General features: G+C 34.1%; 19 protein-coding genes and 1 pseudogene. 12 read left to right on the top strand and 8 right to left on the bottom strand.

Features of this window, described 5'->3' with window-relative positions; genetic code table 11:
- Window positions 1-353: 353 nt before the first annotated feature.
- Entirely contained in the window at window positions 354-773 is a 420-nt protein-coding gene (locus E2K98_RS32255) for a CBO0543 family protein (RefSeq protein WP_308914255.1), read from the top strand.
- Window positions 774-1,674: 901 nt separating this feature from the next.
- On the opposite strand, the gene E2K98_RS28395 is transcribed toward E2K98_RS32255, so the two are convergent.
- Together E2K98_RS28395 and E2K98_RS28390 are read right to left on the bottom strand one after the other, a co-directional pair.
- Window positions 1,675-1,935 (bottom strand): ferredoxin family protein, encoded by a 261-nt coding sequence (locus E2K98_RS28395; protein WP_133340122.1) that lies wholly within the window; start codon window positions 1,933-1,935, stop codon window positions 1,675-1,677.
- A 314-nt stretch (window positions 1,936-2,249) separates the two neighbouring features.
- Window positions 2,250-3,116, bottom strand: coding sequence for a nucleoside-diphosphate kinase (locus E2K98_RS28390; protein ID WP_165976418.1), 867 nt, complete (start codon window positions 3,114-3,116; stop codon window positions 2,250-2,252).
- A 781-nt stretch (window positions 3,117-3,897) separates the two neighbouring features.
- Between E2K98_RS28390 and E2K98_RS31315 the strand changes: the two genes are divergently transcribed.
- The 6 genes from E2K98_RS31315 to E2K98_RS28365 all read left to right on the top strand — a co-directional run bounded on the left by E2K98_RS31315 (window position 3,898) and on the right by E2K98_RS28365 (window position 8,446).
- Window positions 3,898-4,041, top strand: a complete 144-nt coding sequence (locus E2K98_RS31315) for a hypothetical protein (protein WP_165976417.1) — start codon at window positions 3,898-3,900, stop codon at window positions 4,039-4,041.
- Between the two features lie 203 nt (window positions 4,042-4,244).
- Entirely contained in the window at window positions 4,245-4,820 is a 576-nt protein-coding gene (locus tag E2K98_RS28385) for a TetR/AcrR family transcriptional regulator (RefSeq protein WP_133340118.1), read from the top strand.
- A gap of 110 nt (window positions 4,821-4,930) precedes the next feature.
- A complete protein-coding gene (locus tag E2K98_RS28380; RefSeq protein ID WP_084006895.1) occupies window positions 4,931-5,779 on the top strand; it encodes an alpha/beta fold hydrolase in 849 nt (282 codons plus the stop codon).
- 14 nt (window positions 5,780-5,793) lie between these two features.
- On the top strand, window positions 5,794-6,852 hold the full coding sequence (locus tag E2K98_RS28375) for an alkene reductase (protein WP_133340116.1): 1,059 nt from the start codon (window positions 5,794-5,796) through the stop codon (window positions 6,850-6,852).
- Window positions 6,853-6,953: 101 nt separating this feature from the next.
- Window positions 6,954-7,946 carry an NADP-dependent oxidoreductase gene (locus E2K98_RS28370; protein WP_133340114.1) on the top strand — a complete coding sequence of 331 codons (993 nt, stop codon included), beginning with the start codon at window positions 6,954-6,956 and terminating at the stop codon, window positions 7,944-7,946.
- A gap of 290 nt (window positions 7,947-8,236) precedes the next feature.
- Window positions 8,237-8,446: a hypothetical protein gene (locus E2K98_RS28365; RefSeq protein ID WP_133340112.1), complete on the top strand. Its 210-nt coding sequence runs from the start codon at window positions 8,237-8,239 to the stop codon at window positions 8,444-8,446.
- A 234-nt stretch (window positions 8,447-8,680) separates the two neighbouring features.
- Here E2K98_RS28365 and E2K98_RS28360 read toward each other — a convergent pair whose 3' ends face one another.
- A complete protein-coding gene (locus E2K98_RS28360) occupies window positions 8,681-8,890 on the bottom strand; it encodes a hypothetical protein (RefSeq protein ID WP_133340110.1) in 210 nt (69 codons plus the stop codon).
- 142 nt (window positions 8,891-9,032) lie between these two features.
- Window positions 9,033-9,215, bottom strand: a complete 183-nt coding sequence (locus E2K98_RS28355) for a hypothetical protein (RefSeq protein WP_133340108.1) — start codon at window positions 9,213-9,215, stop codon at window positions 9,033-9,035.
- A 321-nt stretch (window positions 9,216-9,536) separates the two neighbouring features.
- Between E2K98_RS28355 and E2K98_RS28350 the strand changes: the two genes are divergently transcribed.
- Window positions 9,537-9,830, top strand: a complete 294-nt coding sequence (locus E2K98_RS28350) for a hypothetical protein (protein WP_133340106.1) — start codon at window positions 9,537-9,539, stop codon at window positions 9,828-9,830.
- A 724-nt stretch (window positions 9,831-10,554) separates the two neighbouring features.
- On the opposite strand, the gene E2K98_RS28345 is transcribed toward E2K98_RS28350, so the two are convergent.
- From E2K98_RS28345 to E2K98_RS28335, 3 genes are all read right to left on the bottom strand, one after another.
- Window positions 10,555-10,965: a YsnF/AvaK domain-containing protein gene (locus tag E2K98_RS28345; protein ID WP_165976416.1), complete on the bottom strand. Its 411-nt coding sequence runs from the start codon at window positions 10,963-10,965 to the stop codon at window positions 10,555-10,557.
- Between the two features lie 71 nt (window positions 10,966-11,036).
- Window positions 11,037-11,519 carry a YsnF/AvaK domain-containing protein gene (locus tag E2K98_RS28340; protein ID WP_133340102.1) on the bottom strand — a complete coding sequence of 161 codons (483 nt, stop codon included), beginning with the start codon at window positions 11,517-11,519 and terminating at the stop codon, window positions 11,037-11,039.
- A 49-nt stretch (window positions 11,520-11,568) separates the two neighbouring features.
- Entirely contained in the window at window positions 11,569-12,153 is a 585-nt protein-coding gene (locus E2K98_RS28335) for a hypothetical protein (RefSeq protein WP_133340100.1), read from the bottom strand.
- Between the two features lie 244 nt (window positions 12,154-12,397).
- Here E2K98_RS28335 and E2K98_RS28330 point away from each other — a divergent pair, with 244 nt between their 5' ends.
- Both E2K98_RS28330 and E2K98_RS28325 read left to right on the top strand, forming a co-directional pair.
- Window positions 12,398-12,910 carry a DUF3189 family protein gene (locus tag E2K98_RS28330; protein WP_133340098.1) on the top strand — a complete coding sequence of 171 codons (513 nt, stop codon included), beginning with the start codon at window positions 12,398-12,400 and terminating at the stop codon, window positions 12,908-12,910.
- Between the two features lie 1,299 nt (window positions 12,911-14,209).
- Window positions 14,210-14,419, top strand: a complete 210-nt coding sequence (locus E2K98_RS28325; protein WP_133340096.1) for a hypothetical protein — start codon at window positions 14,210-14,212, stop codon at window positions 14,417-14,419.
- A 225-nt stretch (window positions 14,420-14,644) separates the two neighbouring features.
- On the opposite strand, the pseudogene E2K98_RS28320 reads toward E2K98_RS28325, so the two are convergent.
- A pseudogene (locus E2K98_RS28320) lies at window positions 14,645-15,483 on the bottom strand (tyrosine-type recombinase/integrase).
- A 170-nt stretch (window positions 15,484-15,653) separates the two neighbouring features.
- Here E2K98_RS28320 and E2K98_RS28315 point away from each other — a divergent pair.
- Both E2K98_RS28315 and E2K98_RS28310 read left to right on the top strand, forming a co-directional pair.
- The gene (locus E2K98_RS28315) at window positions 15,654-16,121 is read left to right on the top strand and encodes a hypothetical protein (RefSeq protein WP_133340094.1); all 468 of its coding nucleotides are present in this window, start codon (window positions 15,654-15,656) and stop codon (window positions 16,119-16,121) included.
- Between the two features lie 1,438 nt (window positions 16,122-17,559).
- Window positions 17,560-18,120, top strand: coding sequence for a CBO0543 family protein (locus tag E2K98_RS28310; RefSeq protein WP_133340092.1), 561 nt, complete (start codon window positions 17,560-17,562; stop codon window positions 18,118-18,120).
- Window positions 18,121-18,376 lie beyond the last annotated feature (256 nt).

Genomic DNA, 18,376 nt, shown 5'->3' with positions numbered 1-18,376 from the left:
ATTATACAAGTAGGGGGTGGACAGTTTACTTGACGGGTTCAAGACCCACGGGTGCTACGTCCTCCCCCGACTACCGATATAATAAAACCAATTAAAAAAAGGTCAACCAGAAAAATCTGGCTAACCTTATATTACGAACGGGTGCAAGAATTGAAGAACAGAGCTGTCGTTTCGTCAGCTTTTTTTGTTGTGCTAACGGGGCAGGTTACTTGAATAAGACAAAAGAATTGCACTGTGTAACGGCTATATGGCGAATGAATTATTCGATTCTGTGGAAAATATAGTGAAGGACGTGAGGTGACGTGTGGTTCTTAATACTGACGGTTATTGTACTTAATGCCGTGTTCTGGTTAATGCCTAAGAAGTTGACTAAAACTGAGATATTCTCAACCTGTATGTTTGCATGCGTTTTTGAACTGATAGTAAACATCTACTTGGACCTAAAACTCGATTGGTACGGCTACTTCCAGAAAGGTGTTCAATGGGGATCTTTGATTGTCATATTCGGCATTTATCCTGCAGCTAACGCTATTTTTCTGAATTACTATCAGTACATGAAGAATTTTGCACAGAAATTTTGGTACATCATAGGGTGCTCGGTTTTCGCCGTAGTTTACGAGTGGTTAGCTGAAGTATCTAGATACTTTTATTACAATCAATGGAAAATTTGGTATTCCGCAATTCTTTATCCGTTCTTGTTCTTGATATTGTTGGCTGTTTTGAAGTCCGTAAGGAAGCTGATTCACAGTCAATACGAGCGTATTTCTCAATAGCACCATGAATATGAATATGGCTTACAACAACCAAGTGATAAAGCTTTATGAGGGACTTACTTCTACCACTCAAAGAATTTATTTGTTAGCCACTCAATATTTGCTGGAAAAAGGCATTTTGTCTCTCCCTCCAAAAACGACCATGCCAAAGTCAACTGAGTTTATTAAGAGTAAAAGTTACATGAGTGGATTGAACCTATTTGATCCTAAGAGAGCATTGAGTGATCTAGAACTGGGTATTCTTCATCACGCATTAGAGTCAAATAAGTTAAGGATCAAGTGAATGATAATCCTAATGTTGTAAACCTCTCAGAATGACAATATATGTGTTTGAGATGTTGTTATTGTCCATATTAATGAAGAACTCAAACAAAAAGACGATACACAGTAAAATGCATCGTCCTTATTTTTTATTTATTAATCACTCAGCTTCAAATCGGAATCCTGCAATTTCTCTACAATCGACAACGATTACCCCAGGTTCTTCCTCACTATCACAGAAGAATGCACAACAAGTCTTTTTATTGAAGCTAACGAACTTGGTATCTTCGATTACTGTTCCGCCTTTTAAAAATAAATCTACTTCAGTACCTGATTGTAATTTTCTGAGTTGTCTGCATACACATCCTTTACATCTACTACAACTGGACTTATTTGAACTGGACTTACTTGAAGAACTACTTGACATATTTCCAATCACCCCCTAATTTTTAGTTAAAACTCTCTTTATAATTTATTAAGAAGAGGATAAAAATGATTGGACAAACTGTCTATTTTAGAGCCATTTTGTTAAAGACAAACAAAAAGACGATACCGATCAAACAGTAACGTCTTAATTACTTATACAAACAGTTAAGAGCGTTCTATTTATGTTCACATTTGCTCACAAAATGCTCACAATTTACGCTAACCTAAACACAATCCCGTGTCCGCCTTTTGGATATTCCCATTTAATGTTTTCGTGTGGGCAGCCTATCCGACAGCTTCCGCATTCATGGCGGCCTTCAAAGCCTACCTGCATCCGTGTTCCTTCCCATTTATAAACCTCTGCCGGGCAAAATACTATGCAAAGCTTATCAGGACATTGGGTCATGCAAACATCATGATCCAGTACGGTTAAGTGTGATTTCGTGTCGCACTTTACAGCAAGCAAGAATCTCATTGAAAGACAGGAAACCGATTAAGGTAAACCTTTTTCGATTGGTGAAAGTAAATTAAACGAAAAGTTGAGGTCGAGGAGCAGCACCAAGCTATTTACCATGGAGAAGAAATTCATTTTTTATGAATAAAATTAGAATCTGCCTGCCTTTCAATTTCAAAAACCAAGTAATTCTGGAAAAGAAATTTAATATAATTAAATTTGTTCGCTACAGATAGGATTTTACCAATCAAAAAGTTTCACAAAAATTAAAAAACCTCTTTCCAAGGAGGAAACAAATAAAACAAAAAAATAGCACTTCTTCAGAAGTCTTTTTGTTATGGTTTAGAGAATTTGCCTGCCAATAACAGTGACGTTTTAAACAAACAGGTTTCCCATCTTGTAAGATTTATACTCACTGTAACGAACTCTCGAAATAGCTCATCAAATTTTATTCTTTTAAAATGTTTGTAGTCAGTGATACTCATCAATAATTTGTCTTTGCGAATGTCCTTATAAAACATCTGATATTCCTCCTGCAAGGTTTTGTACAGCCAAATTTGCTTCATGGAATTGCTTACACTAATCGACTGAATGTGCTTCTCATCTATAAATTTTTTATATCTTTTCTTCACACCGGGATTCATGGATGAAATTTGTATGCATTGCTGCTTGATACGAAAGTACATTTCTATAAAATCAAGATTGTGCTTCTCTTTTTGTTTAAGAAAGTATGGAGTACCTTGATATGTTAATCGTTCTAACTCTTCAGTTGTAAAAAATAATGCAGCTTCTCTTTTCGTAGCACTTGTACAATCTGCAGCGTGAAATAAGTTAAATATTCCGTTAATTGAACCAAACGTATTTCGTACTGTCCCTTCCTTTGCTTTCTCAGGTCTGAAGTTTCCCTTCAATTTTTTTACAATCAGCTCAGAAACCGATTTGTATGGTGGTTTTGGTGTACCTTGAACCAGCACACATAAACTTTCTCCTAAATTATAGAATTCAGCTTCTAGTTCGTGCCACCACTCTAAGTTACCTTCATTCCAATATAAAAGTCGGCATAGATCCGGTGTAACAGTCACATATTTGCAAGTAAGTATCTTAAAACCTTTTCGCTGCAAAAATGATAAAATTTCTTGTTCTAAATGTAAGTACACAGCATCTGGTTTACATATTACGAACCCTAAATTCTCCCAATTCAATTTTAATGTCTCCTTTGTATAGTTTTTAACAATATATGGTAAAGAGAAGAACTTGCTTGTACCAACTTGCTCTTGGTATTCCCAATCTTGTTTTCCATCATATTTTGTAAAGTTATAATCTTGCTCTTCATATTTATATAAACTTGTATCAATAATTAAGGCTACCCGTGCCTATATAAATATAAGAGTGGAGAAAAAGTGAAAAATTTGATAAGAGTTCAATTTGGACAAAATTGATCTACAAGTGGAAATTTTATTCCGTTTGATTTATATTGTTGGCATGTTTTATTAAAGTTTTTATTTGAATTAATAATAAAAAGCTGCTTTAAGGTAATAAGGGATATTACTAAAGCTAATTACTTTACTTAATGAACAATTAAAGGTTTGTGAAAAAATACACTTAAAGTAACGGGTAGCAAGAGTTAAAGATCGGAGCTGCCATATTGGTGGCTTTTTTCTTATTCGACTAACGGGGCAGGATAGTTCAACAAGGATAATGGTTGTTTGTGGTAAAATTTAAAAGGACTGGTTGCTTAATTAGGGGGTGTTCAAATGGGGGAAGATAAAGAAACAGAAGAGTGATACAAAAATAAAGCCGATTATGATTACAAGAATAAGAATTCCCGTACTTTCCAACCTAAGCTACCAACTAAATCAGCAAGACCTCCACCGTGACGCTGCTAGAAGGATTTCCTTTTAATTCTTCTTGTCTTAATTTTTCTCTTCTTCATTTCAGGTTCTTATGCAACTAAAGGGGCAGTTTAGTTGAGTAAGGGCTCAGATGGTTTTTCTAATTGCTGTTTCTTGTTTATTTGGTATGAGTGCATCTGTAGAAGAGTTTGATCCATTAATTGAAATAGTGGAAGAAAACAATCCTGAAGAAACCAAACTAATAGAAGAAATGTTTGGCGGTACCCCTAAGTGAACATTAACGGATAACATTGTGATATGTAGCAAATGTGTTGGGGATTATTGGTTAGTTATGATTCTTTACTAATCGTTCTAAAAAGAGTATTATTTAATCATGGTTTGAAATTCATGTGTTTATTTTAGAACGTTCATTCTATAATAGATTATGACGTTTGTTTTTGTTAGTATTGGTTCATGGATTTTTTAAGGAGAAATAAAATGGCTAGAAGTAAAGAGTTTGACGAAAAAGCAGTATTAAGAAAAGCAATGGAGCTTTTCTGGGAACAGGGTTATGAAAAAACATCCATGCAAGATTTGGTGGATCATATGGGGATACACCGCAGGAGTATATATGACACATTTGGTGACAAGCGTTCATTGTTCTTAGCTTCCCTTAATCACTATGAAGAGCTCATCGTCAATGAGATGGAAAGCATAATTAGTAGCACTTCATCCATTAAACAGGCGATACGTGATGTTTTTATTTTCATACTGAATTCCATTGAACAATACCCAAAAGGTTGTCTAACAGTAAATGCAGCCATTGAATTATCTTTGTTGGACAAAGAAATTGGACGCATAGTTACAAAAATGTTTAACCGTACTGAAGATATGTTTAATAACCTTATAAAACGGGGCCAAACTAGTGGAGAGCTATCAAAAGAAATCGATTCTGATAACACATCTCGTTTCTTACACAACAATTTGGTAGGTATAAGAGTACTAATAAAAACTAATTACAATAAAAAAGAATTAGAAGGCATCATCACTCTAGCACTTTCAGTGTTGGACTAGCTTTCTTTTTTTACCCTTTTTAGAACGATCATTCTAAAATCGGCATGAAACAAACCATCATAATGCATACTTATAAAATCGTTTTTTAATTTCTAAGGAGGAACACAAAAATGACAAACTTTAAAATACCAACAGAATCAGAATTTATTGAAGCAGATGGAACTCGTTACGCATATAGAAAATTTGGTACACAAGATGGTATACCGGTAGTATTTCTTGTTCACTTTAGAGGAACGATGGAAAACTGGGATCCAAACATGCTTGAACCTATTGCAAATACACGCCCAGTAATCTTATTTGACAATAAAGGGGTTGGTGAGACCGATGGACTAACGCCTACTACAATTGCTGATATGGCAAAAGATACAGCAACATTTATAAAAACTCTTGGATTAGAACAAGTTGACATTCTTGGTTTTTCCATTGGTGGCATGGTTGCACAAGAGCTAGCTTTACAAGAAGGAGATTTAGTAAGAAAAATTATTATGGCAGGTACTTCGCCTGAATCTGGTATTAATCCAAATCCAGAGATTTTTGAAAGAATGAATCGTCACGGCGGAACGGAAGAAGATGGAATAAATGATTTTATGTTCTTTTTCTACGAACAAACCGAAACAAGTAAATCTGCAGGAATGGCTTCGCTACAAAGAATTTTTAATCAGAAAAAAGTAAACAGTTCAGAACAAGTAAAAGAGGCACAATTACAAGCCATTGCAAAATGGGCTAAACAAAAATCTAATCATGATTATGAATGGTTACAAAACATCAAACACCCTGTACTTGTTACTAATGGTGTTAATGATGTGATGGTACCGACTAAAAACAGTTATATCTTAACAGAGAAATTACCCAAAGCACAGCTGATTATATATCCTGATTCTGGTCACGGGCATCTGTTTCAATTTCCAGAACTATTTGCAGAACACGTAAATTCATTTCTTGATTCTAATTCTTATTAAAAAGGAGTATTCATATGAGCAGATTATTTGAAAAAGTTCGTATCGGAAACATTGACTTAAAAAATCGTATAGGTATGGCTCCGATGACTAGAAGTAGAGCTTTACCAGATGGTACACCGAGCGATTTAGTAGCAGAGTACTATGGTCAGCGTGCTTCAGTCGGTTTAATTATAAGCGAAGGAACCCAACCTTCAGATGATGGGCAAGGTTACACTAATACACCTGGTATTTATACAGAAAATCATATTAAAGGGTGGAAAAAAGTAACTTCTAAAGTTCATTGTGAAGGCGGTCATATTTTTGTTCAGCTTATGCATGTTGGACGTGTATCACACCCTGATAACACACCTCACCACCGCCAAGCAGTTGCACCGTCAGCTATTGCACCTGGTGTAGAAATTTTCACGGCAGAAGGAATGAAAGAAATTCCAACACCAAGAGAATTGAGTGAGCTTGAGATAAAAGATGTTATCAATGAGTTTCGTTTAGCAGCACGTTCAGCAATTGAAGCTGGTGCAGACGGAGTTGAAATTCACGGAGCGAATGGTTATCTGATCCAACAATTCCTTAGTGAAAACTCCAATCATCGTCAAGATGCATACGGTGGTACGATTGAGGGTCGTTCTCGATTCGCTATTGAAGTAGCTAAAGCAGTTGTTGATGAAATAGGAGCAGAAAGAACAGGCATCCGTTTTTCTCCTCAAGGAACACTGCAAGGCATTGATGAGGGGGAAAATAGCCTTGAGATGTATCGCTATTTAATAAGTGAATTAAATAAGCTTAACCTTGCATATCTGCATTTAATGCACTTTGGAAACGAGCAATTCCTAAAAGATGTGCGTCAACTTTGGGATCAATCACTTCTTGTTAACCGTCCAGGTCGTCCTCTAGATCAACTTTCGTCTGATGTAGATAATAATCTTGCGGATGTTGTCACAGTAGGCACTTGGGTACTAGCTAATCCAGACTTTGTAGAACGGATTCAATCAGGTGCTCCCCTAAACGAACCTGATAAAAACACGCTCTATGCAGGGGGAAAAGAAGGTTATACAGATTATCCTTTCTTAAAATAGTTTATTTAATGAATATCCCATCTAGGGATATTCATAATCTTTTTTCTTATGTTCGTTATGAAAAGATACATGTGCGTTAAATAAAAATGTGGAGGATTGTAATGAAAGCTTTAGCAATTGAAAACTACGGTAAAAAACCAAATTTTTTAGACTTCCCTATGCCCAAAATAAATAATGACGAGGTCTTAGTTGAGATATATGCGGCAAGTATAAATCCTCTTGATACAAAAATTCGAAAAGGTGAATTAAAATTATTATTGAAATACAAGATGCCGTTAATTTTAGGAAATGATTTTTCTGGAAAAATTGTTGAAGTAGGTACTAGTGTCACGAAGTTTAAAGTCGGTAATGAGGTATATGGTCGACCTAGAGCAAATAAAATGGGAACTTTTACTGAATATCTCTCTGTTAACCAAGAAGATATTGCATTAAAACCTAAAAATTTAAGTTTTGAAGAAGCCGCCTCCATCCCTCTAGTCGGATTGACATCCTACCAAGCTTTTCATGATATTCTGCGAATTGAAAAAGGACATAAAATATTAATACATGCAGGATCAGGGGGAGTAGGAACATTTGCTATCCAACTTGCAAAACATATGGGTGCTTTTGTCGCAACTACAGCTAGTGATGGTAGTGATTTAGTAAAATCTCTTGGCGCTGACGAAGTTATTAATTACAAGACAGAAAAGTTCGAACATTCGATTCGTGACTACAACGCAGTTCTTGATACCATTGGGGGGGCGACGTTAGAGAGATCATTTGTAACATTAAAAAAAGGAGGAAAGATTGTTTCTATATCTGGAATCCCGAATGGTCGCTTTGCTAAAGAAAATGGATTTAGCTCATTTAAAAAAACCTTATTTTCAATTGCAAGTTATAAACTTACGAAGCTAGAAAAAAAACATAATGTCCAATACACGTTTCTTTTTATGAAGCATAGTGGAGAGCAGTTGAAAATTTTAACAAAAATGTTAGAGTCAGAAGTGATTAAGCCTACACTTGATAAAGTTTTTATTTTCGAAGATGCCCAAAAAGCATTGGAGTATGCAGAGGCGGGAAGAGCAAAAGGAAAAATAGTACTTAAATTAAAATAATTAGTCTTATCTAACAAACCTTTCCTTAGGTAGAAAGTGTTTGTTTTTTTAACTTATCGAGGTTGCTTATAGAACTAACTGGGTGCTTGAGTTTAAAATCAGAGCTGTCATTAAGCAAGCTCTTTCTTGTTGAACTAAAGGGGCAGGTTAATAAGATACCTTCCATTTGTTTAATTGTGTACCTGCTCATGTTATAATGAGGAACTTAGGATAATTACGACTTTTACTCATAATTGAACGGATGCCAAGAAAAGCCTCCGACTAGCAATAAAAAATGGGGGTGTAAGTGAATGAATAAACGATGGACGATTGGTAAAATTAAAGAATTTGTTGAGAACAATTCGGAAAGTAAGTTGCTAACGACGGAATACCACGGTTTTTCTCAAAAGTTACTGTTTAAATGTGCATGTGGTAGCAACTTTGAAAAAACATTTACGAAATTTAAAAATAATAGCCAACGTAAATGTGACGTGTGCCAACCGCCAAAAGCGTCACGCTAAACGTATATAACGGGTGCGTTAATCCAATGAGGATTAACGCACTTTTTATTGAACTCCTTATTGAACAAACGGGGCAGGTTAATTTAAGAAAATAGATGCCTAGGGGATTTATTGGCTCAGTGGGTTATGAAGGTTCACAATTTCTAAATCTCATAAAAATTCTTTGCGCATCCTGGCTTACTGTATAACTTGAAGAACCCTATGGTCATTCACCCCAATAAAAAATGCATCCGATTATTCGGATGCATACTTAATTATTCCATGTAAATAAACTGAGTATTCTCTCTGTACATATTCTCTTAATTTAATTCTTTTTTCTGCCTCTAATACTCTAACCATTTCTTGAATCTTTTTTTCACTTTCTTTTGTAGTAGGAATCTCTAATGAAAACAAATTACCTCGACTACTATTTAGTAATTTTTTTAATAACTCAACTTTATTCATTGGATAATCCCCTTTATTTACTATATTCGACATAAAGGCGACTTTTTCCTTGGAACATCTTATATTGTTTCAAGTTTTACCTACTTTCCACTAAAAAAATTTGATTATAGGTAGTATGACAGGAATCGGATAGCTTTTTTTATTAGCTTTTTTTATAACTACCTTTTACCAATCTAATCATATCACGCCCTGATATCTTTTCTGTTTCATGATAACCTTCTTCATCCCGCAAACTCAAGTTCCAGCTACTATCTTTATCTTCATTTAACCTAAATAACTTATTGGTAAAAACATTTGTATAAAAATCCCCATTTCTTAGCCTCATACTATCCCACCTCTCTAATGTATATAAACTGTATTATGCCCAAGATATTGATCTGGAGCCATTAGAAATATACAGTCCAAAAATCCTGGATATACAGGGGAAAGAAGTGAAAATCAGGGGGAGGGTCAGAGCATGGATAGTTTTGTAAAAAAAGAAGTGCGGGTAACGGAAATTTCCCTTATTCAGCTAACGGGTGCAAGAGTTGTAGATTAGGCTGTCATTATGGCAGCTTTTTTTATTGCACTAAAGGGGCAGGTTAGTGGAACAAGAATAGTGTTGTATAATACCTTAAAGCTATTGATTTAATAAAAGGAGAAAGTAATGATAAGTGCAAACAATTTTAAAACAGGTGACATACTAGATGATTACGCTGATTTTAGATTTGTAGAGTGTGTATTCTGTAAATGCCAATATATTCACGACTTTGAGCTTTGTACTTTGTTCTATGACCCCAATGATTTAGAACGAAGTTTTTCAACATTATTTGGATGTGATGAAGACAAGAATTATCCATTACCTTGTCGTAAGTGTAAACGGACGGAATGGGATTTCACAGATATTGATAATGATGAAAGAGAAAATGTCTTAAAAGGTGAATGGGGTTGGGCAATATAACGACTTACTAATTCAACTAACTGAGTGCATTACTGAACATCGGTAATGCATATTCTTATTGAAGTAACGGGGCAGGTTGGTGAAATAAAAAGTTTTAATTGTGTCATGAATTTTCTATATTTGGAAAAACTAATTAAATCTCTAATACTTGTATTTATTAGGTGGTTTAAATATGTGGTGGTCTCCATATACAGCATTAAGTATTAACCTTATTGTTATCTGGTTTATGCCAAAGCGGTTAACAGCGAAAAAGATATATGTAACTTGGTTTATAATCGCCATGATTAGGTGTAGAAGAGATTGTGAAGGATTCCACTTAAATGTGGTGTAATGCTTTGTTAAGTATTTAAATCAAATTAAAATTATTTACTATCGGATGCTTATATTGTGAATGGGATTGCGACGATTCCATATTGTTATTAAGCTAAAAGGAAAATAGGAAGTGCGTATTATTTCAATGTCCCTTACTACCCAATTATAATTTAAAGAAATTCAACTCTCATTCATGCTTCTTGTGTCATTAATATTTAAACCAATACGAAAAACTGAGAAAACGGGCGTAATTTTGAGAAAGCCATTAGGTTTTAGAGGGAGGAATGGATGGCAAGAATATATATGGAAGATAGCGTTTACATTCTCTTTGCCCATTCCTTTGATAATAATTTCGTTAGCTTTGCTTCTCCGCCCTTTGATGTAGCACAATCTGGAAGCATTATTGGGGTGATTATTGATCGTCTACTATTACATTTATATCCCCGAATGTATTTATTTGGACTTTTTCTTCCTTCAAGGTTTCATTAACCTGTATGAGCTCTTCACATTGTTTCTTAAAAACCTCAACATCCTCAAGGACAGTTGGATTTAATGTAACCTCAATATGTTCTTCACTTAAAGGGATGCAAATTGTTTCAATTTGTGAATCTATGTCACTGTTTGGATTTACAATCTTTTTCTCAATGATTAGCTGTTCATGGGTAACAGGGACCATAATTTGTTTAACCTCGGTAAAGGTTTTCTTATATACCCTAACATCTGCTGTCTCAACCCTCTTCTTGCTCACCTGCAATTCTTCTTTATGTAGTTTGAGCGTTACTTCTTCATGATGGTCATTTGATGAATTCTGCTTTTCATGCAACTTAATCTCCCTCCATAAGAAATGGTGAAACCACCTTAACATTGCTTGACGATGTTAAGGTGGTTTTATTTTTAGCTATGATTTATATCTTCAAAACCTGAATCATCGGAAATGATATCAACACTTCCAGTTGTATTAACATGTGCCTCTTCGTGTTTAAGCGTTTCTTCGATATGCCGGGTTTCCTCAACTTCACGTTTCGCAGCGGAGATCTCCTCGGTTGTCACTGTATATTTGTTTACCTCAACTTCTTCTTGGCTAACTGGAATATGGATAGTTTCCTCCGAACTGATGGGTTCATCACTTCGTTCGTTATTCAATTTCGTTCTTTTTATCACAACTTCCTCGTGCATGACAGGAACGTCGACCGTTTTTTGTTCTTCCACAACCTCTTTTGAGAGGACTACTTCTCCAGCATTGACCTTATTTTTCGTAATGTCAACCTCTTCTTTATGAAGCTGGAGTGCGCCGCTCGTTTGGTTATTTTCATGTCTATCTTCATTCTCAACATTTTGAGCTCTGTCATCACCAAATAACCCTAAAAAATCGCTCATAAAAATCCCCCTAGCAAGTTAATTAAAGACAATCTTTTATATAGTGTGTTTATGAGGTGGATTTATACTTAAAATCATTAGAAAGAAACTTATAAAAAGGGGATATATAGGCTGGAGTTATATCCACTAATTTATTCAAATTCGGTTGAATGTTTTGATATTTTCTTTTCTGTATTATTTTAGGAACTTTGGGAACCATATTTTTTCTTATTGTTTTTGTCACTTTTACCAAAATTAATCCCTCCTGTATAGATAGACTTTTTCCATAGAGAGGGATTTTATCGAATGCTTGTTTTTTTCTTATTACGTCTTTATTATCTCGGTCATTCCTATCAATATCGTCTTCGATAATATCTTCTTGCTTGGTGTTTCTGTCCTTAATAAAATCCTTGTCAGTATCTGTGTTTTTGTCTTCAGAAGGGTCATAATAATTGTTATTCAAATCGTTATCATGTTCATTTAGGTCATTATTAATATTATTTCGATCCAAGTCGTTGTCTAAGTTACGATCATTCCTGTCAGGGTTATTGATTCTCTGTGGAGTTATTCGGTTATCAGTGTTGGCATTACAGGCACCTAAAACCATTGCAGAGAGGACAGTTCCAGCAAGCAATAAAAAAAGGTTTTTCTTCAAGGTAAAATCCTCCTTTAAGGAAAATTAAATTTCTTAAATTGTTTTTTAAAATTTTAGAAAAAAATTGCTAGTACTTTTTTACAAATCTTAAGTTGGAAGTTTTTTTCCAAAAATTCACCTTCCAAATTTTCAACAAGCAAAAGTATAGAAAAAGTACAAAAGTGAAGTAAACATAGTCAACCGAATTGGATTTAGAATAAATGCCAATAATAAAAACAAATAAAATGATAAAGGATGATCTCCTATGATTTATATTTACCATGATTATGGTGGGACACATACCACGGCTTTGGCTGCCGCATATCATTTAAAACAATTACCTCAATCAGAAAGAACACTAACTTCGGAAGAGATATTAAATGTAAAATATTTTAATCGACTAACAAAAGAGGATTTTGGAAAACTCATTTTTCACGGGAACGATGAAGATGGCAACTCAGTGTATACAATTGGACGGAAAAGGAACAAGCTTGTTGTTCCAGGATTAAAAGAATTGACTTTACTACTACAAAATAAATTTCATTTTAATGAAAAAATAGTTTTCTCCAATACATCACCAACTGTTCCAATTGTTATGTCATTCGGGGGATTTTTCTCGAGAGGATTGAAAATTGACTTTATAGGGGTACCATTATTAGTAAAAGGTGCAAAACAATGCCGTGATAATGTTTATCGGTTAGTTGAAAATACGAAACAAGTTGGTAAAACTTCTTTCAATGAAAACGTGATTACTTTAGAAAATGAAATGTATAAGTAAAAAATTTCTGTTAGCTGAATAAAAAAAGCCGAAAATATCTTTAGTCTTAGTTATTCCTTTGGAAACTCTTCCACTATAAGCATAATACTTCCTCTTCAATTTTCTTTTTAGTGTTATTATCCATAATCTTGCCTCCAAAATTTTAATAAGACTTATAGGTCCCCTAAAAAAGTTGCACATTTAAGAATGAAATGAACATAAAAGTTTTATTAACCCTCTTTTAAAATTTTTAAAATAAATTTGGACAAGATAATAATTGATTTTCAACCAAATCCCTAAAATGACTAAAATATACGATTCGTTTGTACAACTCTAAATAACCTTGTTAATAACAATTTTATTAGTAACAATCTCATTAAAATCCGTAATATGGATATGTTAAAAATAGTATTTCAATTAAAATAAAAAAGGAGAAAGGGAATGAGATTATTTGGAGAAAGCTTCGAAAATTTGTTAGGAGTAAAAAAACCTAGAGCACGGCATAAAAATGAAGTAGATCGTTTGGATCAATACTTTGAAACCCCCATCATACATAGGCAAATTCATGGGGATAAAATATACGTCCCGTTAAACTTGGACAGAGTTTAGAATCAGATACGTTAATTAAAAAACAGTATATTTCTACTAATCCAATTTTATATTGCCTAAGTAATTATCAATACTGTCATTGACGATTATTCTTCCAGCATATTGGGGGTCGCCGACAAAAAATGCGAATATCATAGGCTAAAACATTTTTTGAACAAGGTGACCCAACACATTTTTTCTTATAAGTAAAAGATTGTGAAGCAAACTTAAATTTTAGGGTGCTTGAGTTTAACAAAACAGTTGCTGCTGCGGATCTTTTTCTTGTTCTACTAACCATATGATAGTTGAAGTAGTAAATAATTCACTAATGTTGGATTTAACGCCTATTATGTATTTATTCGGACAAAGATATAACGGGACAAATTTGGAGTAGACAAAAAAGCGTCAAAAATGACGCTTCAAATAGAGTGAAATTAATCCATTTTATGTAGTGGTCTTAAAAATTGAATTGGACAAGTGTGGAACATAGAAAAAAATACAAAACCATCCTTTTTAGGATGGTTAAGGAAAATGGAAGAGATTTTTATTACAGGATATTTTATTCAAATTTCGTGTAAATGTATTTAGGCAATTGAACATTTTTAGGTAGAAGAGCTTTTATTAGAGCTTTTAATGACAGCCAAGAAAGCACGTATAATAGGTAAACGTCTATTCCTCTTTAAACATGGACACATACACTATTTTTGAAACAATTTGAGGAGGAAATAAAAAATGGAAAGACAATTCTTTGGCAGTATGGGTTATGGAGGCTATCCTGGTTACGGTATGGGATACGGAGGTTATCCTGGTTATGGCATGGGCATGGGTTATGGAGGCTATCCTGGCTATGGTATAGGATATGGAGGTTATCCTTTCCATCATTATGGGTATGGAGGCTATCCTTTCCACCACCACCATGGATTCCATCACGGCTGTTGTTAACCTACAAAAAGTATATTACCCTGGAGCGATGTCTTATCGGTTTTAAACTATCTAAGGATTAAATCTTTACATGTATTTTAAGTAATAATCTATTAATAACTCCAATCACGAATTAGGTTAGAGCGTTTTCTTAATTTTTATTTGGATTGGTCCTTATTCCACTAACGGGTGCAAGAATTGAAGAAAAGCAATGCATTTTTTCAGCATTGCTTTTTTGTGTCCCTTTTAAAAATACTTCCTATAAAGCTCTTGTCTTAAACTCCCACTTAACTGTGCATATATCCTCGTAGTCTCACTTTTCTCATGACCTAATAAACTCTGAATGACTTCAAGAGGGGCACCATTATTTAACATGTGAGTAGCATAGCTGTGCCTCAGTTGGTGTGGATGGATCGTTTTATTTATGCCTGCCCTTTTTGAAATTCGCTTGATGATATATCTCATTTGGGCAATACTCATTCGGTGTGGATACCGTTCGGTAACAAAAATGGCGGCATCGTCATCTTGGCGTTGTTCAAAGTATCTTTTAAGCCAAATTTCACAGCGGATATTAAAATAAACTTCTCTTTCTTTATCTCCTTTTCCTCTTACGACAGCGGAACAGTTTGACCAATTAATTCTATTTTTTCTAATGAAACAATTTCTCCAATACGGCAGCCAGTTGAAAACATAAATTCAAACAAAGCCTTTTCCATTGAAGTGGTGCACGCTTCCCGTAAATGTTCAATTTCAAATTCTGTTAAAAACTTAGGAATACGTTTCCCTGCTTTAGGTTCTTTTATTTTGAAGGCAGGATTTTTGGCTATATGCCCTTCTTCATGAGACCACCGAAACAATGACTTCATGAACCGTATACGATGAGCTAAACTCGAAGGTTTTAACTTTTCGCTTGACTTTGCTAGATATTCTTTTAGTTGACCTGTCGATATTGTATCAAGTTTAACGTCTTTGAAATATCGAATAAGTAATGTGGCTTGAAGTTTGTATGCTTTTAATGTTTGTGGTGAGAACCCTTCAATTCGTTTATCTGATTCATACGTTTCCCATGCCTTTGACAATAACAAAGTACATCTCTCCCTAAAAATGTATTTTTTAGAGGAATTATTGACCTTATTCTAGAAATTGAAACGGAAGAAACTATTCAACTACTGGGGTAGGTTAATTGAATAGAAAATAATATTACTTAACCAAAAATGGCATAATATATAAAAGTTCAATTAGAAGGGACAAAAATATGGTTAAGGTAGTTATTTGGTCTTTATTTATTATTCCGTGGATTTCTTTGTTCTTTTTAAACGGTAAAGCGATTCGAAGATATATGCCTGTTGCTCTATTTGCCACCGTGTTGAACACTATATTAGCTCAAATGGCTTGGTCATATAACTGGTGGAAATTTAAAGAGACTCTTTTTACATGGGATAAATTAGCGCCATTATTTACAGTTTATGGCGTTTTCTTGGTGGGTACTATATGGATATTTTATTTTACATTTCGTAGATTTTGGATATATATAATTGTTAATTTAATTATCGACCTCTTCTACGGGATGGGTCTTACTAAAATGTTAAACAAGCTTGAGATAAGAGAAAACGGTAGTTTCTCTCCTCTACAAAATCTTTTAGCAATGACAATATTAGCATTAATTCTTTATCTTTATCAGATATGGCAGGAAAGAATCTTTGAAAAGGAATATGTTAAGTAACATTCATTTGAAACCTTATATAAAGAAGAATTTTTGTTCAACTAATGGATGCAAGAGTTAAACAAAACGTTGTTTCGACAGCGTTTTTTCTTATTGAGCTAAATTGGCAGGTTAGTGCAACAAGAAAGAGGAAAATCTATATCTTATTTATGTTGCTTTGATAAATAGTGTGAAGTAAATAAAAAAAGCGTCAATAATGAAGCTTTACAAGAGAGTGAAAAAATATGCTTGCTTACAGTAGTTTATGTAATGGTCTTCAAAAATGAAATGGACAAGTGTGAAACAAATAATAAAAAAGCGTCAATTTGACGCTTTCAAGGAAAGTGAAGATATAAGGTTGTGGTATGAACTAATAATTTATTTTATGTAAATAAGAAAATAATGAAAGGGACAAGTACGTACAATAAAATTTTTTAAGAAATAAAAAAACCAGAAAACTCCTGACTAAATCCTGATACTTCAAGAAGCATCGCTTATTTTATTTTTATTGGAAAAATACCTCATATGTAAGACAAATAAACGACTAACTTCTATCCAAATAGTTTGCATTTGGACATTTACTATTGCTTTCCAAAATATCTTTGATTTGTTTATTGATATGAAATATCACGGTTACTGGTATTTTTTAAAGGTGTAAATTGGGAAGCGTTACCTATACATATAATTTTACTTCCACGATATTTATAAGAGGACTATTTCCCCTTAAACTCCACATTTGTCCTATTTATTTATCAAAATTATTTTCATAAAATAATGTAGTCCTAGTTTTACCACCATTGACACCACTTTTAAGCGCCTAATGACGCTTTTTTTATTTGACTATATACTTGTCCATACAGATATAACTTTTTTACATATATTATATCAACCTATAAATGGAGGTGATAAATATAAAAATGGGTAAAAAACCAAATGGCCTTATTTTAAATGTTGTATTTTTTATCTTAGTAATAATTCTAATCAGTGCCCATTTTTTCTGGTAGGGTTTATGAGGTTAGAATTCGTCCTTTATTAGGACGTATTTTTTAACTACTTTTTACCATGATGGTTCTAAAATCCGTACCGTATAAATAGCACGGCTCAGACGGGTGCCTCACCCATGCCAGGCTTATGGGGGTACCTGAATACACCTACCTTAGGTAGGCTTACCCCTAGGGACAATGAATATAACTATAGATATAGACTAATATACATATATGACAGTGACTAATGATAACTGTTGACCCTTTGCTACTACCAGGGTGCTGGTATTCTATCATATGACTATTGTATCTTCCCTCTTGACATTTTGTGAAGTGTTTCACTTAAACTAACGGGCGCTTTAGTTAAACAAAGGGTTGCTGCGGCAGCCTTCTTTATTACTGAACTAAAGGTGCAGGATAGTTGAACAAGGATAGGGAATACTGGAGTTATATATTTTTCTAAGGTGAATTAAAAGATGACTCCATTGATTAGAAAAGAAAAAATTATAAGTTCCGATAAGTTTTTTCAAAGAATACATCAAGTAGAAGTGGAATATGTAAACTATTGGAAAGAACATACGTTATGGCACTGGGAATTTTGGGTTTCAGTAGCATTATCAATAATTCCTTGGCTTGTATGGATAATACTGCGAAAGCGTGGAAGTGAGGCAAGATTGCTTTTAGCTGGAATTTTTGGGTTAAGTGTAGCTTCTTGGCTAGATTTTTTAGGCCTTGTTTTTGGGCTTTGGCATTATTCTGGGAGAGTATTGCCTACCATTCCAACGTTTTTACCTTGGGATTTTACTTTAATTCCTGTTACTCTGATGCTTTGGCTACAATTTAAACCAGCTCTAAATCCTTTTTTAAAAGCTGTTATTTATTCCGCATTGACTTCTTTTATAGGTGAACCATTATTTGAATGGATTGGATTTTATACAACTGTAAAATGGAATGTTTTTTATTCCTTTCCAATTTACATTATTATCTATTTAATAGCTTATCGAATTAGTAAGGCAAAATCATTTGAACCTTTGTAACAACTAAGCAATATTTCAATAACTTAGTTTGTGAATGATTTCACTTAAAGTAACGGGTGCAATAGTTTAAGATTGCCTGCTTTCGGTGGGCTTTTTTTGCTTCTTCCACTAACGTGGCAGGTGTGCGGCCGAGCCTAGGTCGTATCATATAACGGGTGGGATTCCCGTCGAGTAAGAACTAGCCATTCGCTCGTAGCGAGTCTTGGAGGGCTAAAGGTAACTTTAGTCTTTAAGCGTAGACAGTTAGGTGGCGGGC

Source organism: Bacillus salipaludis (assembly GCF_004358205.1).
Note: the sequence above shows the minus strand (reverse complement) of the source record. Positions and strands in the feature narration are given on the sequence as shown.

Coding starts and splice junctions, on each gene's coding strand:
- E2K98_RS28380 (WP_084006895.1), top strand. CDS start 4,931: ATGACAAACTTTAAAATACCAACAGAATCAGAATTTATTGAAGCAGAT.
- E2K98_RS32255 (WP_308914255.1), top strand. CDS start 354: ATGCCTAAGAAGTTGACTAAAACTGAGATATTCTCAACCTGTATGTTT.
- E2K98_RS28330 (WP_133340098.1), top strand. CDS start 12,398: ATGATTTATATTTACCATGATTATGGTGGGACACATACCACGGCTTTG.
- E2K98_RS28365 (WP_133340112.1), top strand. CDS start 8,237: ATGAATAAACGATGGACGATTGGTAAAATTAAAGAATTTGTTGAGAAC.
- E2K98_RS28315 (WP_133340094.1), top strand. CDS start 15,654: ATGGTTAAGGTAGTTATTTGGTCTTTATTTATTATTCCGTGGATTTCT.
- E2K98_RS31315 (WP_165976417.1), top strand. CDS start 3,898: ATGGTTTTTCTAATTGCTGTTTCTTGTTTATTTGGTATGAGTGCATCT.
- E2K98_RS28340 (WP_133340102.1), bottom strand. CDS start 11,519: ATGAGCGATTTTTTAGGGTTATTTGGTGATGACAGAGCTCAAAATGTT.
- E2K98_RS28360 (WP_133340110.1), bottom strand. CDS start 8,890: ATGAATAAAGTTGAGTTATTAAAAAAATTACTAAATAGTAGTCGAGGT.
- E2K98_RS28325 (WP_133340096.1), top strand. CDS start 14,210: ATGGAAAGACAATTCTTTGGCAGTATGGGTTATGGAGGCTATCCTGGT.
- E2K98_RS28310 (WP_133340092.1), top strand. CDS start 17,560: ATGACTCCATTGATTAGAAAAGAAAAAATTATAAGTTCCGATAAGTTT.
- E2K98_RS28350 (WP_133340106.1), top strand. CDS start 9,537: ATGATAAGTGCAAACAATTTTAAAACAGGTGACATACTAGATGATTAC.
- E2K98_RS28375 (WP_133340116.1), top strand. CDS start 5,794: ATGAGCAGATTATTTGAAAAAGTTCGTATCGGAAACATTGACTTAAAA.
- E2K98_RS28370 (WP_133340114.1), top strand. CDS start 6,954: ATGAAAGCTTTAGCAATTGAAAACTACGGTAAAAAACCAAATTTTTTA.
- E2K98_RS28395 (WP_133340122.1), bottom strand. CDS start 1,935: ATGAGATTCTTGCTTGCTGTAAAGTGCGACACGAAATCACACTTAACC.
- E2K98_RS28355 (WP_133340108.1), bottom strand. CDS start 9,215: ATGAGGCTAAGAAATGGGGATTTTTATACAAATGTTTTTACCAATAAG.
- E2K98_RS28385 (WP_133340118.1), top strand. CDS start 4,245: ATGGCTAGAAGTAAAGAGTTTGACGAAAAAGCAGTATTAAGAAAAGCA.